This window comes from Roseburia sp. 1XD42-69 (assembly GCF_003612565.1).
Lineage (GTDB): Bacteria > Bacillota > Clostridia > Lachnospirales > Lachnospiraceae > Roseburia_B.
In genome coordinates this window covers 19,968-40,349 of record NZ_RAZG01000034.1, presented here as the reverse complement: position 1 = coordinate 40,349, position 20,382 = coordinate 19,968, and the positions used below count along the sequence as shown (strand labels likewise).

The window sequence follows — 20,382 nt, the reverse complement described above, 5'->3', positions numbered from 1 at the left end:
ACCATACATGCCGGAAGAATGCAGTAAAATCAATAGTTTTAGGCTGTATTTTTGTTAATCAGCAGACACTACTTACACAATCCGACGAAATATTGCTGTCACCACAGCCCCTCCATGTTCATCATTTCCCAAAACTAATTTTCCTCCATGTTTTTCACAATACAGCCTGCTGATATACATTCCCAGCCCTGCATGTTTCAGGCTGTCTTTCACATTCTGCCCATAGAACGCTTCCGTAATTTTTTCTGCATCTTCCCGAAACCCATCGCCGTCATCCATGACACAGATGCTTAATTTTGCATATCCAGCCTTTACCATAATTTTAACCTGCCGTTTCCCATGACGCAGGGCATTTGACAGAAGATTTTCCGTTACTTCCAGAATAATTTCCTTATCTCCGTAAAATTCTTCCTTTGATTCAGACACTTGTAACATACATTGTTTCCCATACTCTTTTTCCAAAATGGCAAGTTCTCCCTGAAAGCAGCATTCTGTCTTTTCTTTGCGCCGTGTTTCCCGTTTCAGGTGGGCTGTAATCCTTGCATCAAGCTCTTTCAGACTAAACGGCTTTAAAATATAATCGTCTCCTCCTGAAGAAAGCCCATTTACAACATCTTGTTCGTCTACCCCTGCGGTCAGAAATAAAATCGGGCAGGCTACTTTATCCCGTATCCTCCTGCATACCTCTATCCCGTCAATGTTCGGCATATTTACATCCAGTAATATAATATCTGGCTGCAGCTTTATTTTATTTAACCCCTCCAATCCATTCTCTGCCGTAACGATTTCATACTTTTTCATTTTCAAAAATTTATTCAGCATTTTAAGAAGTTCGGTATCATCATCAATAATCAATATCTTATAAGCCATTTCTGCCCCTTTTCCTTGATATGATTGCCTTACTGGTTTGCTTACCTATCATGTGTAAAATTGTCGAAACAGGCTGTCTCTTTGCCAGTCAACATTTAAGATTGATTATACTACACAAATCCCAACAAAAACACAACGAGCACTGAAAACCTCTCGGCTATGTATAATGTTATAATATTAGTAGAAAAAATCAATCAAATGTAGCCCCAATCTCTGGGCTGCTTCCTTTCTTAATTCCTCTTTAACCCAAATTTCTTTACCGAAAATAGGATCGAACTTACTATGATAATAATTCATCATCCATGCATATTTTTTTAAAAATTTCTCTGTATTTAAATAATTTTCCTAAATAGCCAACAAATAGTCATCATCAGTAGCAACGCTTAAATCAAAATATTCATATGAAACAGGGGATAATTCTAAAATATCATTTCCACTTTTTAATGAATTTTTCTCCCCCTCCGGCTATGTAAAAGACGGCATTAGCTCCTTCCTAACGCCGTCCATTCCCCCGGTCAGTCCATCATAAAATCCCTGCTTTCTTCAGATACCCTACGCTGTCATAACAGCCACGGAAGTAGACTGCCTGCATCTCCATGTCTGTGAGCTGGTTCTTCAGCTCCATCACTTCGATGAGGGCCGCACATTCTTCCTTGGTCAGTTCGCTTTCCGTCTCGCTGTCGAACACGCCTAAGACCTTGGAATATTTCTCATAGATTCCCTCAATCTTGGCTTGCAATACTTTGTATTCCTTATCTTCCTTTGACAGCTTGGCGGTGACAGAACTTAGATATTCGTTAAATATGCTGCCATGGATATCTACAAAAGTCTCAAATCTGAACGTATCAGACATTTTCCTCACCTCCGACTTTTCTTATCGTTACCTATTATACTGAGTCTAAGCTATTATGTAAACACAATTTTCAGCCTCGACACTCATATAGGAAAATAATTCTGTATTATTATTTTTTGCTATTTTTACTGTACTATGTAAGTTTTCAATGTTTTCTAAATATGCCTTAGACATGATTCCCCTTTCTCCCACATAAAGCATTTAGTTAGTATTCTTTTTTGTGATAAATCCTCACGGTCAACGGATAGGATAATGAAAACATTAACAAGGAACTTAAAAGCAAAATAGCCGCACTTAATAGAATTGTAATCACGCCGGGGACTAAATAAAGGTTAAGCACACTAATAATTCCTAATACAACACCAATTCCACAAAGTAAGCTGATTACTAAAAATACATCGCTTCTTTCTTCGCCTCCCAAATAAAGCAGGGGAAAGAAAAATGCTCCTGTAAAAATGCTTACACTAATTCCCAATGCAAATATTGAAACTACGTCAATGCTATTGTCATAAGGACAGCCATGCAATGCCCATGATGAACTTATAACGATTCCTGCATATAGTATTCCAACAAGCAGCCATATTAGTTGACTGATAAAATAGCTTTTCACAATAGTAGCTCTCTTTACAGGCAAAGTTAATTTGTATTTTCCCCACTTTGAAATAAGCTCTTTTTTTATGCTTGTAATTGCATTTACGGAAAACCCAACCATACTTAGCAGAACGTAACCAATAAGGAGCGGCTGGCTGATAACTGCAACAACAAAAAGCCCCAATATAAGCATAAAAATCGAAAAAACTTTCGCATTAGAATAAACGGTTAAAAAATTATTTTTAAGCAGCCCTTTCATACTCGCTCCCCCTTTACCAATAACAACATGATTTCATCAACAGAAACATGGTCTACAACAGCGCCTTTATATTTTCGTTGTGCTTCTTTCCCATTTGCAACTAAAACATCAATCTGAAAATCCCGTTTTCGGTAAGCAATAATATCACTGGGGTCTAATGCAAGGAACTGGCTTTCCTTGCAACGCATAACAGCGTAATTGTATACCAAATCATTTTTTGATACGGTCATAATCAATTTTCCATTATGAATAAATGCGACATAATCTGCAACTTTTTCTAAATCACTTGTGATATGAGAAGATAAAAGAATAGAATGGCTTTCTTCCTGCACAAATTCAAGAAAAACGTCCAGCATTTCATCACGCATAATGGGGTCTAAACCACTGGTTGCTTCGTCCAAAATCAATAATTGCGGGTGGTGCGACAAGGCGACTGCAATAGCCAGCTTCATTGTCATTCCTCTGGAATAATGTTTGATTTTCTGTTTAACAGGTAAATGTTTTCCATGTTATTCGTCCTCCTGATAAAATAAAGTTAATAATTCTGTCAATTTTTCAAGAGAAATATTGCTCATTCTCCCTATTTCAGCGGCAGCCTGTAAATGTTCTTCGGCTATACGCTGTTGTTCCTCTTGATAAAATTCTTTGTTCTGCGCCGACACAAAACTTCCTCTGCCAACCGTAGTTTCGATAAATCCGTCCCTTTGTAAATCCTCATAGGCTTTTTGGACTGTAATAACGCTTACATGGATTGATTTTGCCAAAGCCCGCATAGAAGGGATTGCGTCACCTGCCTGTAATTCTCCGCTCATTATCATTGCCTTGATTTGTGATGTAATTTGTTCATAAATCGGTTTATTGGCATTGTTACTGATAATGATTTCCACGATTCACCACCTCTGCTTTCTATAATATACTTAATGTACAAGTACATTATATCACCTTTGCTATTATAATCAATCCCCCAAATAAAAATAACAACAACTTAATCTGGTTGTTGTGTATCAAAAATATAGGTCGGTATAAGGAAGATAATGAAAGCCCCCTGTCCCCTCCTCGTTACAATTCAATGCGGAATTTAGGTTATAATATACTGCTCCGTTTCGTTCCGCCTGCACCTTTCCAGCTCCTGTACTAACTGCCATCCTTTTTGTGCCAGCTACACAATGCTTTATTGGCAACAGCATTTACAATGGATTCCGCTTCTTTTGTTCCAAGTGCCCCTGATACAAAATCATTCTGCATATCTACGACAATCAGATAGCAGTCAGGACTTTCCACAGGTTTTATCCCCTGCATTTGACAGATGAAATTTTTTACAAAAGTTACCATCCCTTTTCCAACTCAATATAAAAAATTATCAGGGACACGAATATACCCGCAAATATGACTGTCCTTTTTACGTTCTAAAATGCGGGAGACATTTTCAACATTTCCCTCCGCAGTTATAATATGATTATCATAATTTTCAAGTACAATTCCAATATGGTCATGATCTGTGTTGTTGAATACCCTGTCAAAAAGAACAACATCCCCAGCCGTAGGATGAAAAGCTTTGTCATTCCCACTATGATACTCAATGCGGCTGTCTGCTTGTGCCCACTCTTCCCAGGCCGCACAACCTGCAGGGGAACAGGAAGATTCTTTTGGACGAACAGGAATTTTGAATCCCGCTAATATCACGCAATGATATACAAATGCGGCACACCAAAGCCCATTCGCCTCTTCAACAGACCATTGGGGGAATAGGGCAACGATATCCTGTATATTCGACGCACAATTATCCGATTTCCCATTATATGGCCTTTCTGCTTCTTCTCTCGCTACAGCCGCCAACTTATTCCTATCGCACATATTCTTCTCTCCCTAACTTTTAAGCAAACGAAGGCAATCAGTTAACCTTATGAAAAAGTACCGTCTGCTCTTTCATGGATATTTTCCCAACCTGCCAGCCATAATCTGCAAGCTCTTTCTTATATTTCAGAAAAGAGTGGTCAATCGGTATACCCGCAATCTCCTGAATCTCTTCAAAGGTCAAATGAAATGATTCCTTTCCGCTTTTCTGCACATATTCCCATAATGTGTTATATTTACTCATTGCCTTTCTGCCCTCTCTTTTTCTTAAAAACATAAATGACAGTATTGATGATACATAACAGCACAAAAAGGCTCGTAAAGTTAATCCATATATCCCTGTACGCTGTTTTCGCCAAAGGTTCCCGCAGTCCGCTGAACCAGACATAGGCGAACGCCAACAGCTGAGAGGGTATATATGCAATCAAATATCTGAGAGCCAAAGGCTTAACAGGCAGATTCGTACATAGCTCAAATGCTGCTATCCCGATCAGGAGAATGATAGCCCTGTCTAATTCATGCCAGTTGCCGCTTGGGTCTTCATAAATGCCGTTGCAAAGATACAAGACGCTGTTCAATAATGTAATTGCTGTATATGTAATCGAATAAATCGACGCAATACGGATCCATTTTTTCTTATTCATTTTATTTCCTTTCCAAGGCTGCAGCCTAACGCATTGATCCCTATACCGAAACAGAACGGTTCGTGCCGGATTCCAGTTTCAATGCTCCTCCAGTTTTCGTATAGATTACAGGTTCTGTCTTAACAGCATCCTCAGCTTCTTCTACAAATATGCTATTGTCTGCACCGGTCTGAACCGAATCCGTCTTCTCGTCCAATGCGGTCTTTCCACTTTCACTGATGCTTACGGTATCTGTATCCTCATACCGACTTTCCGCTATCCTCTTTTCTTGCTCCTCGCGCTCTTCCTTGCGTTTCCTGATGGCATTTTCCTGCTCCGTCTTCGCTTTTTCCCTCGCTTCCTTTGCGTCCTCCTCCATTCCTTTTTCTGCTTTCTTTTGATAGTCCGCCGCCTTCTCTGCAAAGTCCCCGACATACCCCATCGCCCGCTCCATGACAGCCGTATCGCCTCTCCGTTCTGCGTCTTTATAAACACGGAAGGGTGTATTCAGTAACTTCATATTCGTACTTGCTCCTGCAAGACCTTCCATTGTTTTCGTATGCATAATTATCCCCCTTTGAATATCCTTTTTAAGAAACTCAAATGATGCTGCTATTCCAAAAATACCGGAAAACAGTGCGCATTTGCCACCATCTCCCGGTATTGATACCACACTAAAAACTTAAGTCTCTTTTATTCTGATACAGAAGCATTCTGCCGCCTGTATGTATCATTGTCTTTCTGGCTTAACTCATTTTCTATCTGCGCCAGCTTTTTCTCCAACTCCCGGATTTTCTTTTCATCCCCGGAAGCCGACTGGATTTGCTGTTCCAGCTGCTGCTTTTTCTCTTTCAGCTTCTTGATCTCCCTGTCAACCTTATCCGTATTTGTGACACATTTCTCCGCCGGCTTTCCCTGGCTGTCTCCGCCTACCTTCGGTGCTTTGCTATCTTCACTTTTCTCAGAACGGTCATCCTGTTCCTTTGCATGACCGGCTTTCGGGTCATCAAAAAAGAGTTTCCGATTGCCCTTCTCATCCTGGCCCAGCCGGTACAGTCCCGTAGGCTTCTGCCCCGATTTTTCACTGCTGATGTATTCATCCCGTGGTTCGGACAACTTACCAGCGTTTTTTTCCTCCGCAGCTTTCTCTGCTTCCTTTACCTTTTCCGCCCTCTGATCGGCCTGTTTTTCCTTTACCCGCTCTGCGTAATCGGTGCCGGAATGATCATAATTTCCATGAATCTGCATTGCCATAAGCATGTTCCTCCTTTAATTTGATATTATCAAGTGACTGCCTTGCGGTCTCTTTGAACTTCTTTGCAGCCGCTCCCCGCCGCAGGCAGCTTCCTTTTTCTTTTTCGGTTATAGAAGGTAACAGATTAATCCATTTGCTGTGGACTGCTTTCTGGATGCTGTGGAATGATCAGCAGCACATGGAGGACAAATACATTCTCCTGTGTCTCTATACTCATGGCGCCGCCATATTTTTCAGCCACTTTTTTTACATTCGACAGACCTATCCCTTTTTTGAACGAGCCTTTCCCATGGAAGCTGTTCTGGGTTTCTATCATAAGGAAATCCCCCTGAATCCAACAGCAGACCCGCCCAACAATGCCAAAAGGCTTTCTTCCGCAGAAGCCGCAAAAATAATGGTAAATGCTTTTTGCCGAAGGAAACCGAGCGTTTGGAAGCTCCATCACGAAGGGAACCGGCACTCCCTTATATTTCGTCCCTTTTAAAATCAACGCATATAAAATGCCGCAGATGATCCCCAAAGCATACAGCCTGTCCATGACAAAAGCCACTCTCACAATATATCCGGTGTCCTCCAAAATGGACGTTGATTTGCTGAAATTTCCCCTCATTCCTTATAAAACCACACAAGCCCGAATAGGCGGTTATTCAGTTTTTAGCTGGCTACAATTCTAAAAAATAGAAGTTGTTTTTTTGCACATTCGCTACTTTTTCACATTAGGAATGTATTTTGATGGTTTTGCAATAAATAACAAATATATCCCGCATATCAGTTTAACCATCGCATCTGCAATGCAAATAACTGAAACTGGTATGCCCGGAAAAATATAACCCATTGTTACGATAACCATACATACAATCCCCAACACTACCATACTCCAACCATGTACAAAAAACCACAAGAAGAAATGTATTGATGTTGCCATCAGTACACCAAGCCATATCTGCCTCCAATGCCATCCGGGAATAAACGGGCCAGCAATACAAAACATTAATATGAACAACGTAGCAATCGAAAAATAAATCATCTTTATCTGCTTTTTAGAAATATCTCCTTGAGAAAGTTTTTCTCTCACTTTTTTGTTTACGTTGACTCCAAAAAAGCAGGCATAATAACCTATCAGAAACACAAACGGATTAACAAAAAATTCACCGCCACAAATGACAGCTACTATTAGTACAATTCCAATAAGAATCAACCATAAACCACATTGTTTTTTGTGGTTAAATTCCAATATTTCTTTCATTTCGTTCCTCCTGTAAATTTCCAGTTGTCGCTACTTTATTATATATCCGTTTTCCCAAAAATGAAAGCGATTTCTTATACTTACTGTTCATCAAAACGGAACTTGAACAGGGCAGCAACAAGCCGGGATTTTATGCTGTCCTCTGTATCCCTGTCGTACTCCGGCAGCGTCCGTATATCTCTCCGATTTCCTGCTATGTGTAATGCCCGAAAAAGTAAAGGAAAATGATTTCTCGTTTCTCCTCCGGCAGAGATAACAGGGCGGCGGCAAGCTCCCCATTGGTGAGGATAACTGTCTGACCGCATATCGCAATGGGGTATTCTTCATAGGGTGCTTCAAAATATTCCCCCTTTCTCCCACATGGGGCGGTGCATGGTTTACGGTTGCATTTATAATTCAGAGAGCTGCAAGAGTTTAAATTGTTGCCCTTTGAAATCAAATAGGATTTGACAATGATGGTCGTTTTATTCTAACATTTCAACGCTTATCTATGATTTTATCAATTAACCCAAAATCCATTGCCTCTGTTGCTGACATATAATTATCACGCTCTGTTGCAATGGCAATTTCCTCAATGCTTTTTCCAGTATTCCCTGCTAAAATAGAGTTTAGGCGTTCTTTGCTTTTTTGTATATGGTCGGATGTTATTTTTATATCTGTTGCCTGTCCCTGAATGCCATTTCCGTGAATTGCTGGTTGGTGTATCATTATTTCTGCGTTTGGCAAAGCGATACGTTTTCCTTTCGTTCCACCAGCTAATAAAAAAGCTCCAAAGCTGGCGGCAAGACCAGTACAAATAGTTGAAACATCACATTTTATATATCGCATTGTATCATAAATAGCAAAACCGGCTGATACAGAACCTCCTGGACTGTTTATATATAACTGTATATCTTCTTTGGGGTCTTGTGCTTCTAAAAACAACATTTGAGCAATAATCATACTGGCTGACATATCGCTTACTTCTTCCCCCAAAAAAACAATTCTGTCGGATAGTAACCGTGAGAAAATATCATAACTTCTTTCTCCACGGCTTGTCTGTTCAATAACATAAGGTATCGTACTCATGCAGCAATCTCCTTAATTCGTATAATAAATTTGTAACTAGAGATATAAGAACAACACATAGAAATTCTTTTTTGTTTTGGCATAAAGATTCCAATATCCCTATAAATTTTAGGTGGATATAAATATATTTGTTTAAAAGCAAACGAAAATGACTGTTGTGTATCATATCCAGCTTCATACGCAATTTGCATTATTGGCTTATCTGTTTTTACCAGCTTTTCAGCAGCAACAGTGAGCCTGCGGTTTTGTAAATATTTATACATGGTAACTCCTGTATACTCTGTAAAAATGCGATTAAGATAGAATTTGGAATAACCAATATTTTTTGATATATTATCTAAGTTGATTTCTTTCTCTAAATTCTTCTCAATATAATCTATGACTTTTTTTACAACTTCTTTTTGGGCTTTCATCATATATCCTCCTTGCGTTCTTATCTATTATAGCAAGTTTAAATATACGTGTCTTAATAAAAAATGCTATTTTGGTACCAAATTTTAAAATTTATATTCTTTGATATGAGGAATGAGAGGGATTGCGCTTTGCGGAAACCCAGACTTTCTTGTATTGGACGAACCGATAAATAGTCTTGACCCACAAGGCATTATCGAAATGCGAAAACTAATTATGAAACTTAATCGCGAACATCAGATTACAGTACTGATTTCCAGTCATATTCTTGATGAACTGGCAAAACTGGCGACACACTATGGTTTTATTGATAACGGTCATGTTATCAAAGAAATTCGTGCCGAAGAACTCGACGCTGCCAGCCGTAAGTGCGTAAGCGTAGAGGTTACAAGCGTAAAAACGTTTGCTTTTTCTTGGCCGTGGTTTCAAGTATGTTCTTGGGAACAGATTATAGCGATGGTACGATACGGAATAAATTGACCGTAGGTCATACTCGGACAAATATATATCTCGCAAATTTGATTGTGACGTTTGCTGCGGGGCTGCTTATCATGTGCGTGTGGTTTATTGGCGCTTACCCATGAAGCACATACCCTATCGACAAAATCCGACGGTCATTGACTTATCAAATATGAATTGACTAATCATCTGAATACTGTTCACAATACCCATCTGTGATTCTTTTGTATCTCTTATATGATTCAAAAGTTTCAATTTTCTTTTTCGCATAATTTATCTTCTAATTTAACTCATTTTGTTTTAAATTCTCCAACTAAAAACGGCAGCTCTGATTTTCTCAAAGCCGCCGTAAAATAAAGGCACTAAAACATGACTGCTGTACGACGTTTTTTTCTTTTGCCGTCGTGCGGCAGATTGTTTATTTTGCTTTTTTAACTTCCCAATTTTAATTGAGTTTCCCTTGCTTTCGCCCCCGAACAAGTAACTATCACTTTACGCCATTTTCACAACAAGCGTTATATAAAAGCACTTATCACGAATATCCGCATACACCTCTCCACCCATGAGCGACATCAGCCGTTTGCAGATAAAAAGCCCAAGTCCGTTGCCCTGCACCCTATCCGCATTATTTCCACGATGAAAGCTCTCGAATATCTGCGGCAGTTCTTTCGCTTCAAGAGTACAGCCTGTATCTGATACCGTGATAAGCTCACAGCCGTCCATTCTATCAAAGCTAATCTCAATTCGTCTACCGTCACCGTATTTAATCGCATTTTCAATCAGATTTTGCAGGCACTCTGCAAGGCGGTCGGGATCGCAGGAAAGAATGCAGTCATCGAACTTTTGAACCGCAAGCTTCGTTCCTGACATGGCAAGCTGAGGAGCATATCTTGCCTCTATTCTTGTAATGATCACGCTTAAGAAAGCTTCTCCCTGTGTGACCTCGAAGCTCATAAAGTCCTCGCCTGCCGCCTTTGTTATCTCGCTGACAAAACGCTCTATTTCATCTGCGCGAGTATTAATGCTCAGGGCAGCAGCCCGCTGTTTTTCCTCGTCGTTATATAATCCCTTAGCAAGCGCCTTTGCGTTCAGCTTGATTGCCGACAAAGGCGTTTTGATATCGTGGGAAAGGGAGAGCAGCAAGAGTTTTTTGTCCCTCTGCATCGTGATTTCTTTTTTACGGCTTTCTTCGATACTTTCACGCAGGAGGTTCACGCCCCATGTGAATTTTCCGAAGAAACGGCTTTTTTCCTCCGATATCGGGACAGCAAGATTGCCCTTTGCAAGCTCCTGCGGAACATCGTTCAACCTGCCAAACGGTACGATGATATGCTTCAGGATATAATATAAAAGACCAATCATCAGCAGGAACAGGGCACCCAATACGCAGTTTACCGCCACGATGCTGCGCTGTCCGTTTCCGACAGTATACTCCACGCGATAAAGCGTTCCGTCTGTTTCAATAATCAGATAGTACTCATCGGAGATATACAGTCCGCCATCGTCAGCACAGAACACTCCCGTAATGTGAGGATATTTTTCAAGGTCATAATTTCCTGTTTCTGCTATCTCATCAGCAAGCCGCTTGGCTTCAACGCGGTAAATACCCTCATTATTGTCTTTCGCTCCCACAAGAAATATATTCAATACCGCCGTCAATAAAAGAAATACAGTTATCACTACAATACACAATCTTCTGAAAGCCTTCATACAAACTTATACCCCACACCCCAGACAGTAAGCAAACGCTTTGCATTCTTAGGATTATCACCAAGCTTCTGGCGGAGACGGTTGATATGCACATGTAGCGTTTGCAGTTCCGAATCGCTGTCGCTGCCCCAGACAGTGTTGAACAGGTACTCTTTTTTTAGAGATTTGCCCTGATTCTCAAGTAAAAGCGCCAACAGGTCAAATTCCTTTGCAGGCAATTCTACAGGCTTTCCGTCGATGACTGCTGTTTTATCTGCAAGATTGAGTGTTACACCGTCCGCCGACAATGTATCACGCTGATACCGCCTTTTGAATATTCCCTTGATTTTAGCGATAAGAATATCTATGTCATAGGGCTTTTCAATATAATCATCAGCACCGAGGTCAAAGCCGTTCAGCTTATCCTCCTTGCCTGTCCTTGAACTTACAATCAATATAGGCGTATCCACATTTTCCCGCAGTTTGGAGCAGACTGCAAAGCCGTTCACATCGGGGAGATTAATGTCAAGTACCACAAGCCTTGCGCCATATCGTTCAAAAAGCTGTACGGCACGCTCTCCGCCAGCTACGCTTGACACAGTATAGCCCTCGTCACACAAAAAATCAGTCAGCAAGTCTGCCAGCTCCTTATCGTCTTCCACTATCAAAATATCGGTCATAAAACTACCATCCCTGTTCCATAAGCCAGTTATTTAGTTCTCTTTCGCGGTCACGAAGCTCCTTGTCACCGCCGCCAAAATGTCCCATTTCCTTTTCATCGACAATCCCGCCGTCCACGATGTAAAGCACCCTGCTACACTTAGCGGCAACCTTTGCATCGTGTGTCACGCACATGATTGTCGTACCGTCACGGTTTAAGGAAAGCAGCTCATTCATGACTTCATCGGAGCTTGCACGGTTCAATGCGCCTGTCGGCTCATCAGCAAAAATCATCTTAGGATTGTTTATCATACTGCGGCAGATACAAGCCCTCTGAAGCTGTCCGCCCGACACCTCGTTGATATCATTGCCGCACACATCGCCAATGCCGAGCCTGTGCATGAGCGCTCTGCCGCGCTCCTCGGTCTGCCTGCGGCTCGACCTATTCTTTTTTGATTTTACCGCAGGGAAAATGATATTATCAAGTACCGAAAGATTTTTCATCATGTACATCTGCTGAAAAATAAAACCCATTTCGTCAAGTCTGAGCCTTGCAAGCTCCTTATCGCTAAGCTTTGCCGTTTCCCTGCCGTTAAAGAACACCTCGCCTGCGGTCACTTTATCCATTCCCGAAACGCAGTAGAGCAGCGTGCTTTTACCTGAGCCGGAAGGTCCCATGACCGCTACCATTTCGCCATTGCTAATCGTCAAATTGATGTTTTTCAGCACATTGTTCTGATGTTTGTTCACGATATATGTCTTGCAAAGTCCCTTTGTCTGTAAAACCGCATTATTCATTCTATTTTCCTCCTATTCTATGCTTGCCGTATCGGAAGCCTTGATTGTTTTTGTGTAAAGCGCCGTCAGGAATGAGCCGATGACGGTCACGCCGATGAGAATTGCCGGACAGAATACAAATATTTCCAGCGGGTCAAAATCGCATTTCATGCCTGATACATCGCCGACCATATTACCTACCCAATTCATCATTACGTTGCTGATCGGCATAAGCACCACTGAAGAAACAATGCAGGCAATGACCGATGCGATCACAAATCTGAGCGAATGCTGCAAGATGATACTGCCGTTGCCGATACCCACTGCCTTCATCAGTGCAATCTCGCTTTTTTCCTTAGAGATAAAGGAACGCTCCATGAGTATGACAAGCAATGCCGTTACAATCACAGTAACGATCATCATCATCTGTTTGATTACATTCAACGTATCAGACATTCCCGTAAAATTATTGATGAATTCCGAGGTCGAATACACCTTGTCGGTGTCAAGCAGGTCTTTCAACTTTTCAATGTTTTTGTTTATCTGCGCCTTGTCGGGATTACCGTCAAAGTGTATCTGCACTCCCATTATATTGTTTGCCGGCAGATTTCCAAAATCAAAATCTTTATATAGAAAAGCAGTTGGGCTCATAAAAGAGGAGTATGTTCCCGTGATGATAAACTCGTACTCTTTCCCATTTATTATTGCCGTTACCCTGTCGCCGATCTCTGCGCCTAAGTCATCAAGGACACTTACCGTTACGACAATCTCATCCGTCTTCTGTGGGGCGCTGCCCTTATCTACATAAAGCGTATCATTTGTTTCGCCTTTCATTACATAGAAAGAAATCTTTGCTGTTTTGCCTTTGTGTGATGTTTCAAACTCTGTGCTCATGGTCATTGTGCATTTGCCAGGCATTCCGTTATCGGCAAGGAGCTTTTCGGTATCTGCGATAATCTGCTTATACACACTCTGATCTACTAGGATTTCTCCCAATATTTCGCCATCTAGGATATGCGCTTCACTTGAGGGCATATCGAAGAAGCGCAGTATCTTTTCACTTTTGAGTGTCAATGCAAAATTTGACATAATCGTCATCAACAGGATACAGAGCGTGAACACAACTATCACGATAGAAAACTGCTTCGGCGAACTGAGCACATCATTGACCGGGAGAAATGCAGCCTGTGGCAGCTTAGAGCGACCTAAGTGCAAAAGACTTTTTCTTCGGAAGCGCTCGCCTGTCTGACCGTTTCTTACTGCGTCGATTGGCGAAAGTTTATTGACTCTGCGTGTGCAGTTGTAACAGAACAGCAGGATAATGATAACTACCGCCGCAGAGCTTACAAGACCCATAAGAGTACCGCCCCCGCTGCCGAGAACGATATTTTTCGATACAGTTTTCATCATTATATCCCCGAGAGGGACAGAACAGAAATATCCTATCAGTGTACCGATTACAGCAATGGCAAGATACTTGACGATATACAGGCTTCTTATACTTCCGTTGCCAATACCTACCGCCTTCATTACACCAATCTCACGAAATTCCTCGCTGACCGTAAAGCCTATTGTGAAACGCAGCATCACAAAGGCTGTGAACATCAGCATGATACTGATTACCATTAAAACATAAGCCGAAATCATATCATAGAGATAAATACCCTTGCAGTCTTCTCGTGCGTTGACATATACACCGCTATAGTTCTTTGCAAATTCCCTTATTTCATCAACATCTGATGTATTTACACAAAACTGCTTGCCATTCATAATATGAGTGGCTTCGTCCATGTCAAGATAGTCATAATCCGCAGAGTTCATGATAAGATACGGAGAAGCCGTGTTTCCCGAATCAAACAGCGCTCCTTTAAACCGCCCCATAAACTTCAGTGTGAGATGACTGTTTCCGACAGTAAGCTCCACTTCGTCGCCCTTTTTTATAATAAGATCCTGTAAAAAAGGATCGTTGGCATAAAAGCAGCCCTTTTCCACGCTTTCGATGATGTTATTGTTCTCATCGAAATAATTGATCGCCATTTCACTATCGGAAAGCAGATAGGCCGCATTCGTGAAATTATCAAGTTCCTTTCCGTTATGACTGAAATATTTTGAACTTGATACACACAGCCAATGTTCGCTCCTTATCTCCTTGACACAGGCAAGCTCCCCAATCTTCTCCTCGAGGTCATTTTCCTCGCTAGTCAGCATCCGCACGATAATATCGGGAACATCCGCCGCATCGAAATAATGCTCGATACCGCCTGTAACGGCTATAATGTTGTTCACTGCCGCCGCTGCAAACATTGAGCATAAAATGACAAACAACAGCAAAATGATGTTCATGGTCTTTTTGCGTTTTAGGTCTTTTTTCAATATCCGCCAAAACATAGTGTATACCTCTTTTCCCTTGTTTTATTTTCTTCATGTTCTGATCATAGCATAGAAATTCTTAACAAGTCTTTAACTTTTGACAGAACAAAAAAATTGCTGACAACATCATTATCCGCTCTGTTTCCATTCCATTTATTTCTGCAAAAGTTGTCGGCTGAATTAATCTCGGCGTTAGGTCGGCTTTTAATATATTCCCGTCAAAACTCCCTCCTGCTCCGGGAAATGCCGGTATAATTCTTCCTTTTCCGCACATTTTTTCCCAATCACTGTATGGTTCAATGGTATTAACCATTGTTACAATATTTGGACTATTATTATTTCTTAATTCCTTTAATGCTTGATGTACTTGGTTTTCTCTTACAGTCAGAAATATAAAATCATAGGTGTCCTCATTTGTTACATTTTCAATAATTCGGGGAGTTACTTTCATTCTCTTTCGGTTTTTAATGTAACACAAGCCATACTTTTTTAGACTTTCTAATCTTTCTCCATGCGCATATATAGTCGTATCATATCCTGCTTCACAAAATAGTGTCGCATATAGACACCCTATCACACCCGCTCCATAAATTAGCAATCTCATATAATCATTCCTCGCACTCATATATTTGTTGATTTTCTCAACAATGCTACTTTACCATAAACACAAATACAATTCCATTGAGTTTGATTCACACTATACCTTATTCCGTTTAATCATCATCTGCCTTGCCCGTTCCCTCTGCTCGGTGCCACTGTCCTTTATCTGCGGAAGAATAGCGGACAGACTGGCGCACGTTTCCGCTTTGCCCTGTTCCCCAAACTGATAGATTAGATTGATTTCATCAGCGTTAAAAGATATCTGAAAATTTGCGCCCTCACATATACGCTCCACGCCCACGCACTTAGGAAGGTTTCCTGTCAGTTCGTAATTATCCCTTGCTGTGATTGTTCCATGATTGTCGGTCTGCCTTACCTCGACTTCGCACTGGCTTTTCTGCTCCAATACAATCCACTGGTATTTGTCGCTTTCTTTGGTGAATACAGTCTGATGCGCATTGGAGTGTGTCTTACTGTGGATACATTTCTCTGTGGTGCTGTAATAATCTAAAATCTGCTGTTCCTGCTTTTTGTTCATGGTCTTTCTTAACCTTCCCCCTGACAGACGCTAAATATTTCAGATTTTTTAACCCTGAATATCTTGGCAGAAAACCCGGTGTCTCAATGATAAATCCTACATTTTCCGGATAATCCACATCTTTTCCAACAACCTTGCCGCCAACTGTCACTGTCCCTGCCTGGGGATACAGTAAGCCGCAGATACATTTGAGCAGAACCGTTTTACCGGAACCATTTCTTCCTACAATTCCATATATTTTCCCCATTTCAAATTTAATGCATACGGTTTTTAAAACCTCTTGATCGCCAAACGTTTTCGTCACATTTTCTACAAAAATTTCACAGTTATCTTCCATAAATATGCCTCCTGCTGATTCTACTGATTACTTTTTCCTTATAATTTGCAGCCACACATAATACACTGAGGCTTACGATTGCAATCATGAAAAATTTCTCTGCGTACGCCAGATTGTTTCCCCATTTTGGTGCAAAACCATTAAACAATTCCAACTGCGTCAGGCTTACCGGCGAAAACCCATATGCCCAGTCCAGCCAGTCATTTGAAACACATATATCCAAAACAGCAATTAACGCCCCAATGAATGTCCCCATTGATTTAGCGGTCATCTTATTCCCAAAATAGATAATATTTGTTTTCCCCAACGTCCCCCAAATCTTGCCCCATTTGTTTGACCATGTAATATGCCCAAGAAAAGGAATCATCGATGCAGCAGCCAGACAAGCGGTATAAAGAATCGATGTTTTTAAAATAAATAAAATCTGCGGTATCGGCAGTTGATGCTTCATAATAATCACTTGTCATTGGAAATCTCGTACTCAAAAACAGGATCAGCAAAACATAACGCCGATAATTGCTATAACAGCGCTTATATTTATTGCCCTCTTCCATTCATTTATGAATACTCTTTTCACGAAATTTCCTCTCCTGTGATTGCGTTAAACCGAATTGAATATCTGCTGTCTTCAACCGATTGTCCATCTACTTCAAATTCAACGCACCATACCGGAATCAAATCCATCTCCGTAAAGGAATCCTCCCTCAGAAGTGGGAAATACTCCATCCAGATATTTTTTGCCTTAAACTCGCTTGATAAAATGACATCACCAAATTTTTTCATGATCGCTTCTTTGACGCCGTCCTCACCTATAATAGCTGTTTCCTTCTGATGTTCCTCATAAGGCTCAAACATTCCCATCATGCCTATCATTTCAATCCCATTATTTGATAACAACACCGTTACAGTAGCTGGACAAGCCAAAAATCTCTCGCTCGTTTGTCTCAAATTTGGCTCATTTCGGTATACGGGAATCCCATTTACATTCATTCGAAAAATGATTCTGTATACTTCCATATCTTGTTCAAATGTATCGCTTCCATATCCCTTTGCTGACAAAAACTGATAATCGCTATCTTCCATAATTGCCTTTTTCACGTTCTCAAAATCCACTGAATCCATAGCAACCACATCAAGAGCTTCCAGTTCTCCGCCCACGCCAAATATTCCTACCATGTTTTGTATCCATGCAACAGCATCTGCCTGAGACATAAAAGGCAGATCCCTGTCATCTGTCAATCCCATCTCCCCCGCATAGGAGCAGTAGGTGTCCAAATGATTTGCCATATCATTTCTTTGATAGGTAAGCGAGCCACCCGTAAATTCGTCGCTCCCATCATCAACAGCAAGGTTCCCTTCCGCATTTTGCCCTATTGCTTCCTGCACTTTATCATAGTCAAATTTTTTTAACTGCGCAGCATATTCATAAAGGTTATTTTCCGGCATTTTCAATTCTGCACTGATGAACAGATTTTCATCCAGTTTTTCATCTATGAAAACTGCTGTGTCCTGTTCCTCTTTGGAATCAACATTTGTTTCGTCCTGTGATTCAACAACTTGAGTGTCTGTATCCAAACTCTCAAAATCAATATTTGATTGTTCTTCACTTTGAGATGTATGAGCACATCCTCCTAATAATGCCAGAAGAACCACCATACCTATTACAGTTTCTATCATTTTCTTAATCTTTTTCATCTTAACCTCCACTTATCTTGACTTATTTTGCATATTACTCTTTCGACTAAAAAGCTCTTTTTCCTTGTTCCGAAAAATGACTTTATCACGAAAATGAACGCTGTGCCGTTTCTTGTCATAATTAATATAAATTTTTGTAAAAATTGATATGAGCATGACCGGAATATAGCCATACTCTTATTGTTCCTATTATTTTTTAGTATTTTTATTTGCCTTTACAGCCCATTTTCCATTCTTGCCATATACAGAAGCAGATTGACGCAGAATATGCCCTCCTGTGCCGTGACTGCCATTGTACCATTATACTTCTCCACAATCTTCTTCACATTTTTCAATCCGATTCCATGCTGTTCCGTAAAAGGCTTCGTTGTCTTTAAGATCGTATCCTTTCTATTCTGTTCCTCGCACAAGATACAGGAGGATTCAAAACTATTCTCAATTTTTACCTTTAGAATCCCTCTTTTCAATTTAATATGAACGCTCAGATATTTATTTTCCGTCTTGCCGGCTGCCTCAATCGCATTTTCAAGCAGGTTTCCCAACATAACATTGATATCAAAAGAATGTCTGACTTTTTCCGGCAGCATTACTTTTATATCCACAGTTTTCAGTTCCTTCTCAGCCTTTTGGAGCATAAAATTGAGTACGCTGTCAATCTCCAGATTTCCAGATGCAACAATCTCATTGGGATTCTTGAGAAATGAATTCATCTCATCAATATACTTCTGTATTTCTGCTACGTCATGTTTATTCGCCAACAGCATCAATTCGCTGAGATGGTGTTTTATATCATGCCGTAAGGCTTTTATCTTTTCTTCTCCCCTCAGAACAACATTCAGTTGGTTTGCGTATGCCTGTAACTGCGTCTTCAGCATTTCCATCTCATATTGCTGTGAAATAGAATGCAGCAATAAATTATACAGATACAGCATAAGAAAATTTGCAATCAACAGACCAATGCTCACAATGGTAAGCCCTATGTCTGTACACGTATCAGTATAAACCAACAGAGTTATGACTATAATACTGCATATGGGCATCAGCACCAACGAAATATTTTGAGCATCCTCTGCATCTTTATGAATTGTAATTATTTTTTCTATCACTAACTCACACATGAAAATCAGAAAAAACGATATGACTGCATAAATTTGATTATAGGCTCCCCCATCCCGGTAATTGACAAATAAGGATGTAGCTGCCACATCACAGCCGCAATTTACCAAATAAATCGTACCGGTTATAAACAGATTTGTCCTGACGGACTTCGTATACAACCATACGATTGCACCGATTCCCATCAGATTACATATCATATTAATCCATACTGTGTGAAATTCCCAAAATAACACAGTATTTATAACATAAAAACAACCATAGACAATGTGTTTTTTCTTTTTGTCTACGTCTACCCCCAAAAAGATTGACGCACATCTGCCAATCAGAAATATCCGAAAAAGATTGGTCAGCGCACAAATCATAAAATCAAGCATATCTATTCCTCCCTTAAAAGTTCATCTCTCACAATTTTTCGATTTGCCAGACTGATTGTCAATATCGTGCCATCTACCAATTCCACCATCTCATATGTGTATCGGAAAACATATTCTTTGTTTATGATATAAGACTGATGTATCACAATAAAATCCTCTGACAGGCATTTCACAACATTTTTTAGTTTGCCATAAAATTCAAATGCTGCTTTCATGGTTACAACCTTTACCTTACGCCCCTTGCTTTCAAGATAAACAATATCCCCCATAGGAATGTAATAGTAATCTTTTCCCCGTTGAAATTCAAACCTTTCATTTCTCTTTTTTGCAATTTTGAGTGCCATACCCATAACTTCATTAATCTCTTCCTGCAAGATTGGTTTAATCAGAAAATCCAAAGGCTGTGTTTTGAATAATTGCTGTGCATAGGATGCTTTTCCCGAAATATATACAATCTGCAATCCCATATTATCCAATTGGTTTCTGATATAAGTACCGACTTCAATACCTGTCATTTTAAAAAGCTCTATATCCAGAAAAAGAAGATCCAGATATCCGCCTGATGCCAGATAGTCTCTTAAGCTTTCTCCTGTATACCAAATATTTGTATCGACTTGAACATTCTTTTCTTGTGCATATTGCAAAAGCATATTTTCAATAGATGTACAAATGTTCTCTCCATCATCACAAATTCCAATGTTATACATACTGCACCTCGTAATATTTTTTACGCT

26 protein-coding genes and 4 pseudogenes are annotated in these 20,382 nt (G+C 40.3%); 2 read left to right on the top strand and 28 right to left on the bottom strand.

Features of this window, described 5'->3' with window-relative positions; translation table 11 throughout:
* Positions 1-72: 72 nt before the first annotated feature.
* The 17 genes and pseudogenes from D7Y06_RS27150 to D7Y06_RS15215 form a co-directional block, all read right to left on the bottom strand.
* Positions 73-870 carry a hybrid sensor histidine kinase/response regulator gene (locus tag D7Y06_RS27150; RefSeq protein WP_120408626.1) on the bottom strand — a complete coding sequence of 266 codons (798 nt, stop codon included), beginning with the start codon at positions 868-870 and terminating at the stop codon, positions 73-75.
* 523 nt (positions 871-1,393) lie between these two features.
* Positions 1,394-1,723: a DUF6664 family protein gene (locus tag D7Y06_RS15295; protein ID WP_120408625.1), complete on the bottom strand. Its 330-nt coding sequence runs from the start codon at positions 1,721-1,723 to the stop codon at positions 1,394-1,396.
* Positions 1,724-1,928: 205 nt separating this feature from the next.
* Complete coding sequence (locus D7Y06_RS15290) at positions 1,929-2,573, bottom strand: ABC-2 transporter permease (protein WP_120408624.1); 645 nt, start codon at positions 2,571-2,573, stop codon at positions 1,929-1,931.
* Positions 2,570-3,070: pseudogene (locus D7Y06_RS15285) on the bottom strand (ATP-binding cassette domain-containing protein); the annotation flags it as partial. The gene D7Y06_RS15290 and the pseudogene D7Y06_RS15285, both read right to left, overlap by 4 nt.
* A gap of 12 nt (positions 3,071-3,082) precedes the next feature.
* Positions 3,083-3,460 (bottom strand): GntR family transcriptional regulator, encoded by a 378-nt coding sequence (locus tag D7Y06_RS15280; protein ID WP_120408623.1) that lies wholly within the window; start codon positions 3,458-3,460, stop codon positions 3,083-3,085.
* 247 nt (positions 3,461-3,707) lie between these two features.
* Positions 3,708-3,854 carry a hypothetical protein gene (locus tag D7Y06_RS15275; RefSeq protein ID WP_199714728.1) on the bottom strand — a complete coding sequence of 49 codons (147 nt, stop codon included), beginning with the start codon at positions 3,852-3,854 and terminating at the stop codon, positions 3,708-3,710.
* Positions 3,855-3,917: 63 nt separating this feature from the next.
* Entirely contained in the window at positions 3,918-4,427 is a 510-nt protein-coding gene (locus tag D7Y06_RS15270) for a CHAP domain-containing protein (protein WP_120408621.1), read from the bottom strand.
* 37 nt (positions 4,428-4,464) lie between these two features.
* Complete coding sequence (locus D7Y06_RS15265) at positions 4,465-4,671, bottom strand: hypothetical protein (RefSeq protein WP_120408620.1); 207 nt, start codon at positions 4,669-4,671, stop codon at positions 4,465-4,467.
* Entirely contained in the window at positions 4,664-5,071 is a 408-nt protein-coding gene (locus D7Y06_RS15260; protein WP_120408619.1) for a DUF6608 family protein, read from the bottom strand. Before D7Y06_RS15260 ends, D7Y06_RS15265 begins: the two co-directional genes overlap by 8 nt.
* 40 nt (positions 5,072-5,111) lie before the next feature.
* Entirely contained in the window at positions 5,112-5,615 is a 504-nt protein-coding gene (locus D7Y06_RS15255; RefSeq protein ID WP_120408618.1) for a hypothetical protein, read from the bottom strand.
* Positions 5,616-5,743: 128 nt separating this feature from the next.
* A complete protein-coding gene (locus tag D7Y06_RS15250; protein ID WP_120408617.1) occupies positions 5,744-6,304 on the bottom strand; it encodes a hypothetical protein in 561 nt (186 codons plus the stop codon).
* A 125-nt stretch (positions 6,305-6,429) separates the two neighbouring features.
* Positions 6,430-6,621, bottom strand: coding sequence for a GHKL domain-containing protein (locus D7Y06_RS28620; RefSeq protein ID WP_243119352.1), 192 nt, complete (start codon positions 6,619-6,621; stop codon positions 6,430-6,432).
* Positions 6,622-6,705: 84 nt separating this feature from the next.
* Positions 6,706-6,888, bottom strand: a pseudogene (locus tag D7Y06_RS28615) (hypothetical protein); the annotation flags it as partial.
* A gap of 120 nt (positions 6,889-7,008) precedes the next feature.
* Positions 7,009-7,551 (bottom strand): DUF6609 family protein, encoded by a 543-nt coding sequence (locus D7Y06_RS15235; protein WP_120408616.1) that lies wholly within the window; start codon positions 7,549-7,551, stop codon positions 7,009-7,011.
* 196 nt (positions 7,552-7,747) lie between these two features.
* A pseudogene (locus D7Y06_RS28285) lies at positions 7,748-7,915 on the bottom strand (sigma-70 family RNA polymerase sigma factor); the annotation flags it as partial.
* Between the two features lie 113 nt (positions 7,916-8,028).
* Complete coding sequence (locus tag D7Y06_RS15220) at positions 8,029-8,619, bottom strand: ATP-dependent Clp protease proteolytic subunit (RefSeq protein ID WP_120408615.1); 591 nt, start codon at positions 8,617-8,619, stop codon at positions 8,029-8,031.
* Complete coding sequence (locus tag D7Y06_RS15215) at positions 8,616-9,035, bottom strand: AraC family transcriptional regulator (RefSeq protein ID WP_330566480.1); 420 nt, start codon at positions 9,033-9,035, stop codon at positions 8,616-8,618. The genes D7Y06_RS15220 and D7Y06_RS15215 overlap by 4 nt, the downstream gene beginning before the upstream one ends.
* 118 nt (positions 9,036-9,153) lie before the next feature.
* Between D7Y06_RS15215 and D7Y06_RS15210 the strand changes: the two are divergent.
* A pseudogene (locus tag D7Y06_RS15210) lies at positions 9,154-9,438 on the top strand (ABC transporter ATP-binding protein); the annotation flags it as partial.
* A 23-nt stretch (positions 9,439-9,461) separates the two neighbouring features.
* Positions 9,462-9,614, top strand: a complete 153-nt coding sequence (locus D7Y06_RS28280; protein WP_120408613.1) for an ABC transporter permease subunit — start codon at positions 9,462-9,464, stop codon at positions 9,612-9,614.
* A 367-nt stretch (positions 9,615-9,981) separates the two neighbouring features.
* Here the strand turns inward: D7Y06_RS28280 and D7Y06_RS15200 are convergent, their stop codons facing one another.
* The 11 genes from D7Y06_RS15200 to D7Y06_RS15145 all read right to left on the bottom strand — a co-directional run bounded on the left by D7Y06_RS15200 (position 9,982) and on the right by D7Y06_RS15145 (position 20,355).
* Positions 9,982-11,199, bottom strand: a complete 1,218-nt coding sequence (locus tag D7Y06_RS15200; protein ID WP_120408612.1) for a HAMP domain-containing sensor histidine kinase — start codon at positions 11,197-11,199, stop codon at positions 9,982-9,984.
* Positions 11,196-11,858 (bottom strand): response regulator transcription factor, encoded by a 663-nt coding sequence (locus D7Y06_RS15195; RefSeq protein ID WP_120408611.1) that lies wholly within the window; start codon positions 11,856-11,858, stop codon positions 11,196-11,198. Before D7Y06_RS15195 ends, D7Y06_RS15200 begins: the two co-directional genes overlap by 4 nt.
* 4 nt (positions 11,859-11,862) lie before the next feature.
* A complete protein-coding gene (locus D7Y06_RS15190) occupies positions 11,863-12,636 on the bottom strand; it encodes an ABC transporter ATP-binding protein (protein WP_120408610.1) in 774 nt (257 codons plus the stop codon).
* A gap of 12 nt (positions 12,637-12,648) precedes the next feature.
* Positions 12,649-15,003 (bottom strand): ABC transporter permease, encoded by a 2,355-nt coding sequence (locus D7Y06_RS15185; RefSeq protein WP_120408609.1) that lies wholly within the window; start codon positions 15,001-15,003, stop codon positions 12,649-12,651.
* Between the two features lie 61 nt (positions 15,004-15,064).
* On the bottom strand, positions 15,065-15,589 hold the full coding sequence (locus tag D7Y06_RS15180; RefSeq protein ID WP_120408608.1) for a ketopantoate reductase family protein: 525 nt from the start codon (positions 15,587-15,589) through the stop codon (positions 15,065-15,067).
* 93 nt (positions 15,590-15,682) lie between these two features.
* Positions 15,683-16,123: a transposon-transfer assisting family protein gene (locus tag D7Y06_RS15175; RefSeq protein WP_243119349.1), complete on the bottom strand. Its 441-nt coding sequence runs from the start codon at positions 16,121-16,123 to the stop codon at positions 15,683-15,685.
* On the bottom strand, positions 16,056-16,460 hold the full coding sequence (locus D7Y06_RS15170; protein WP_120408607.1) for an ATP-binding cassette domain-containing protein: 405 nt from the start codon (positions 16,458-16,460) through the stop codon (positions 16,056-16,058). The genes D7Y06_RS15175 and D7Y06_RS15170 overlap by 68 nt, the downstream gene beginning before the upstream one ends.
* The gene (locus D7Y06_RS26010) at positions 16,450-16,911 is read right to left on the bottom strand and encodes a hypothetical protein (protein ID WP_158591385.1); all 462 of its coding nucleotides are present in this window, start codon (positions 16,909-16,911) and stop codon (positions 16,450-16,452) included. The genes D7Y06_RS15170 and D7Y06_RS26010 overlap by 11 nt, the downstream gene beginning before the upstream one ends.
* Positions 16,912-17,033: 122 nt before the next feature.
* Entirely contained in the window at positions 17,034-18,155 is a 1,122-nt protein-coding gene (locus tag D7Y06_RS15155; RefSeq protein ID WP_120408604.1) for a hypothetical protein, read from the bottom strand.
* 215 nt (positions 18,156-18,370) lie between these two features.
* A complete protein-coding gene (locus tag D7Y06_RS15150; protein WP_120408603.1) occupies positions 18,371-19,648 on the bottom strand; it encodes a sensor histidine kinase in 1,278 nt (425 codons plus the stop codon).
* 2 nt (positions 19,649-19,650) lie between these two features.
* The gene (locus D7Y06_RS15145; RefSeq protein WP_120408602.1) at positions 19,651-20,355 is read right to left on the bottom strand and encodes a LytR/AlgR family response regulator transcription factor; all 705 of its coding nucleotides are present in this window, start codon (positions 20,353-20,355) and stop codon (positions 19,651-19,653) included.
* Positions 20,356-20,382: the final 27 nt, after the last annotated feature.

What these genes read in the sequence shown, in the direction of transcription:
- D7Y06_RS15250 (WP_120408617.1), bottom strand. Translation starts at nt 6,304, where the DNA reads ATGGCAATGCAGATTCATGGAAATTATGATCATTCCGGCACCGATTAC.
- D7Y06_RS15265 (WP_120408620.1), bottom strand. Translation starts at nt 4,671, where the DNA reads ATGAGTAAATATAACACATTATGGGAATATGTGCAGAAAAGCGGAAAG.
- D7Y06_RS15185 (WP_120408609.1), bottom strand. Translation starts at nt 15,003, where the DNA reads ATGTTTTGGCGGATATTGAAAAAAGACCTAAAACGCAAAAAGACCATG.
- D7Y06_RS15195 (WP_120408611.1), bottom strand. Translation starts at nt 11,858, where the DNA reads ATGACCGATATTTTGATAGTGGAAGACGATAAGGAGCTGGCAGACTTG.
- D7Y06_RS15220 (WP_120408615.1), bottom strand. Translation starts at nt 8,619, where the DNA reads ATGAGTACGATACCTTATGTTATTGAACAGACAAGCCGTGGAGAAAGA.
- D7Y06_RS15175 (WP_243119349.1), bottom strand. Translation starts at nt 16,123, where the DNA reads ATGAACAAAAAGCAGGAACAGCAGATTTTAGATTATTACAGCACCACA.
- D7Y06_RS15190 (WP_120408610.1), bottom strand. Translation starts at nt 12,636, where the DNA reads ATGAATAATGCGGTTTTACAGACAAAGGGACTTTGCAAGACATATATC.
- D7Y06_RS15145 (WP_120408602.1), bottom strand. Translation starts at nt 20,355, where the DNA reads ATGTATAACATTGGAATTTGTGATGATGGAGAGAACATTTGTACATCT.
- D7Y06_RS15295 (WP_120408625.1), bottom strand. Translation starts at nt 1,723, where the DNA reads ATGTCTGATACGTTCAGATTTGAGACTTTTGTAGATATCCATGGCAGC.
- D7Y06_RS15290 (WP_120408624.1), bottom strand. Translation starts at nt 2,573, where the DNA reads ATGAAAGGGCTGCTTAAAAATAATTTTTTAACCGTTTATTCTAATGCG.
- D7Y06_RS15235 (WP_120408616.1), bottom strand. Translation starts at nt 7,551, where the DNA reads ATGAAAGAAATATTGGAATTTAACCACAAAAAACAATGTGGTTTATGG.
- D7Y06_RS27150 (WP_120408626.1), bottom strand. Translation starts at nt 870, where the DNA reads ATGGCTTATAAGATATTGATTATTGATGATGATACCGAACTTCTTAAA.
- D7Y06_RS15170 (WP_120408607.1), bottom strand. Translation starts at nt 16,460, where the DNA reads ATGGAAGATAACTGTGAAATTTTTGTAGAAAATGTGACGAAAACGTTT.
- D7Y06_RS15180 (WP_120408608.1), bottom strand. Translation starts at nt 15,589, where the DNA reads ATGAGATTGCTAATTTATGGAGCGGGTGTGATAGGGTGTCTATATGCG.
- D7Y06_RS15260 (WP_120408619.1), bottom strand. Translation starts at nt 5,071, where the DNA reads ATGAATAAGAAAAAATGGATCCGTATTGCGTCGATTTATTCGATTACA.
- D7Y06_RS15255 (WP_120408618.1), bottom strand. Translation starts at nt 5,615, where the DNA reads ATGCATACGAAAACAATGGAAGGTCTTGCAGGAGCAAGTACGAATATG.
- D7Y06_RS15155 (WP_120408604.1), bottom strand. Translation starts at nt 18,155, where the DNA reads ATGAAAAAGATTAAGAAAATGATAGAAACTGTAATAGGTATGGTGGTT.
- D7Y06_RS15270 (WP_120408621.1), bottom strand. Translation starts at nt 4,427, where the DNA reads ATGTGCGATAGGAATAAGTTGGCGGCTGTAGCGAGAGAAGAAGCAGAA.
- D7Y06_RS15150 (WP_120408603.1), bottom strand. Translation starts at nt 19,648, where the DNA reads ATGCTTGATTTTATGATTTGTGCGCTGACCAATCTTTTTCGGATATTT.
- D7Y06_RS28280 (WP_120408613.1), top strand. Translation starts at nt 9,462, where the DNA reads ATGTTCTTGGGAACAGATTATAGCGATGGTACGATACGGAATAAATTG.
- D7Y06_RS26010 (WP_158591385.1), bottom strand. Translation starts at nt 16,911, where the DNA reads ATGAAGCATCAACTGCCGATACCGCAGATTTTATTTATTTTAAAAACA.
- D7Y06_RS28620 (WP_243119352.1), bottom strand. Translation starts at nt 6,621, where the DNA reads ATGATAGAAACCCAGAACAGCTTCCATGGGAAAGGCTCGTTCAAAAAA.
- D7Y06_RS15215 (WP_330566480.1), bottom strand. Translation starts at nt 9,035, where the DNA reads ATGATGAAAGCCCAAAAAGAAGTTGTAAAAAAAGTCATAGATTATATT.
- D7Y06_RS15200 (WP_120408612.1), bottom strand. Translation starts at nt 11,199, where the DNA reads ATGAAGGCTTTCAGAAGATTGTGTATTGTAGTGATAACTGTATTTCTT.